Below are 493 nucleotides of genomic sequence, written 5' to 3' on the forward strand. Positions count from 1 at the left end.
GTCTGAGTGTTCCGCTGACAATTCTGTTGGCCTGGGTGATTGGTCGCTGGTTACGGCTACCGACGGAGTGCTGGCTGATTGGTGGCGCAGCGGTGGCTATTTGCGGCGCGTCAGCTGCGATGGCAGTGGCGGCAGTATTGAGTGCTCGTCAGGGGACGTCCCGGATTCTTCCTTATATTGCTGCCAGCGTCACCGGAATCGGTAGTATTGCCATGATCAGTTATCCATTTCTGGTGGATGTACTGGGTATTAACGCTCAAAGTGCCGGTGTCTTGATCGGTATATCCATTCATGATGTCGCCCAGGTAGCCGGGGCTGGTTACGCTATTTCCGATACGGTGGGTGATGTTGCCATTTATACCAAGATGTTGCGTGTTGCGGCGCTGGTGCCGGTGATTGCGATTATTGCCATTTGGCAGAAATCAAACAGCGATCATGGTAATGGCTTGCCCGGTTTCCTATACGCATTTGCTGCTATTGTAACGCTTAATGC

Annotated in this window: 1 protein-coding gene; it reads left to right on the forward strand. The window is 52.7% G+C overall.

What is annotated here, in order from left to right; translation table 11 throughout:
- A partial coding sequence (locus Q4563_RS15885) for a putative sulfate exporter family transporter (protein ID WP_303605157.1) occupies window positions 1-493 on the forward strand: 493 nt, incomplete at both ends.

This window comes from Gilvimarinus sp. 1_MG-2023 (genome assembly GCF_030548285.1).